The organism is Trabulsiella odontotermitis (assembly GCF_001188485.1).
Classification (GTDB): Bacteria; Pseudomonadota; Gammaproteobacteria; order Enterobacterales; family Enterobacteriaceae; genus Trabulsiella; species Trabulsiella odontotermitis_A.
Map to the genome: position 1 here is coordinate 1 of NZ_JNGH01000014.1, position 1,916 is coordinate 1,916.

Consider the following 1,916-nt stretch of genomic DNA (forward strand, 5'->3'; position numbering starts at 1 on the left):
AGATTGACCCACAGCGGCGTCATCACAGTGGCGGCAAGCGTTGACACGGCAGCGATGGATACTGCCAGCGCCAGGTTGGCGTTCGCGATATACACCATCACCGTGGATGACAGTCCGCTCGGACAGGCACCAATCAGCAGGATCCCCACGGCAACTTCCGGCGGGAAGTGGAAGATAAGGGTGATGGTTAACCCGAGCAGCGGCATGATGACGAAGTGGCAGAAGGTGCCGATAAACACCGCCCACGGCATTTTGGCGACGTCGATAAAGTCCTGAATCGTCAGTTTGGTGCCCATGCTGAACATGGTGGCCTGAATGACCAGGAAGACGATCCATTTATGGGTGATGTTAAACCCGCCCCAGACGATCAGATCGGTGGACCAGGTCATCGCGGCGACGAAACCGGCAATGATCCACAAGGTAAACTGATAGCTGCGCAGTGACGGCCAGTAGCCCGCTCCGGCGGCGAACCCGGCGGTAAACATCACCAGACCTGGTTGCCAGAGCGCAGGGGACTGCATCAGGGCGCCAATCGCCGCCAGGGCAATCCCCGCGATGCTGACGCCTAAACCACTTTTTTGAATTACGGATTGAATAGTCATGGCGAAAATTCCTTTCAGCGTCACGCGCGCTGCCGTGGCGGAATAGATAACATCTGACGCGCAATATCTGGCGTCGCGACGGTTTTATCCATGCTGCGGATAATTGTGGCGAGTTTCTTAACCTGCTGATAATTCTGTGTCGCCTTTTCTTTAGCGCTTAAATAATAGCTGTCTTCAAAACCAATTCTGACTTCGCAGGCACCCATACCCACCGCCGCGGCAATAATGTCGAAATTCTGCCGTCCGTAATGGGTAATTCCCCACAATGCATCGCGCGGGATCATACTGCGCAGGGCAATTAACGCGTCGATGGTGGCCGGGGAACTTCCGCGATGGCCCAGTACGATATTAAACAGCATCGGCGTTTTAAACGGGATTTTCTCTTGCAGGGCGAGAATGTTATTAATCATCCCAATTTCAAAGACTTCGAATTCAGGAATAATAGTGCGCTTCACAATTTCGCGGGAGCAATATTCCACGTCCGGCGTGGGATTAAAATAGACGTTATCGCCGAGGTTCACCGAGCCAACGTTGAGCGAGGCCATTTCTACACCCGCGCAGGCCAGCGGCGCGCAGCGCTCCTGAATCGACATGGGCGACACGCCGCCGGTCGAGGCCTGAATAATCAGGTCTGACTGCGCCATCACCGGCGCGATAGTGGCCTCAAAATCCTGGGTGTTCGGCGTCAGGCGTCCCTGTTTATCACGGACATGCAAATGCACAATCGCGGCACCATGTTCGACGCTGGCTAAAATTTCATTCGCCACTTCTTCAGGTATAACGGTGGGGCAATCCGCGGCGACAGGCGCCAGCGAAATAATGACGTTATCCGACATGTAATCCTCCGGTACAGAGATAGTAATATTTATAATGTTGTTGTGATCCAGTTCGCAGGGGAATGTAATGGCGTATATTCACAGCCAATCCACCCCTGGTAATTCAGTTCTCGTATATAATTTAACAACCATGCATCATTGAGTTCGCCGGTGCCGGGTTCATTACGACCCGGTACAGAGGCAATCTGAAAATGGCGAATCAACGGCCAGTAATGCGCAATATTTCGGGCAATATCACCGTGCGTTTTCTGGCAATGGTAAATATCAAACTGCAAACCGATATTTTCTCTGCCGACTTGAGTGATTATTTTTTCGGCCAGCGGGAAATTATCAATAAAATAATTCGGCATATCTTGCGGATTTAACGGCTCAATCAGCACGGTAATACCTGCAGTTGCCATAAAATCGCAGGCGTACTGCAACCGGGTAATCAGCAACGCCAGCTGCTGATCGGCAGACAGCGCCGCCGAGCGGTGGC

Annotated in this window: 3 protein-coding genes; all 3 read right to left on the minus strand. The window is 52.6% G+C overall.

What is annotated here, in order from left to right:
* On the minus strand, positions 1–602 hold a 602-nt coding region (locus GM30_RS00990), incomplete at its 3' end, for a bile acid:sodium symporter family protein (RefSeq protein ID WP_193391758.1).
* 20 nt (positions 603–622) lie between these two features.
* Positions 623–1,438: a beta-keto acid cleavage family enzyme gene (locus GM30_RS00995; protein ID WP_049847133.1), complete on the minus strand. Its 816-nt coding sequence runs from the start codon at positions 1,436–1,438 to the stop codon at positions 623–625.
* Positions 1,439–1,467: 29 nt separating this feature from the next.
* The coding region (locus GM30_RS01000; RefSeq protein ID WP_155483890.1) for a TIM barrel protein at positions 1,468–1,916 on the minus strand (449 nt) is incomplete at its 5' end.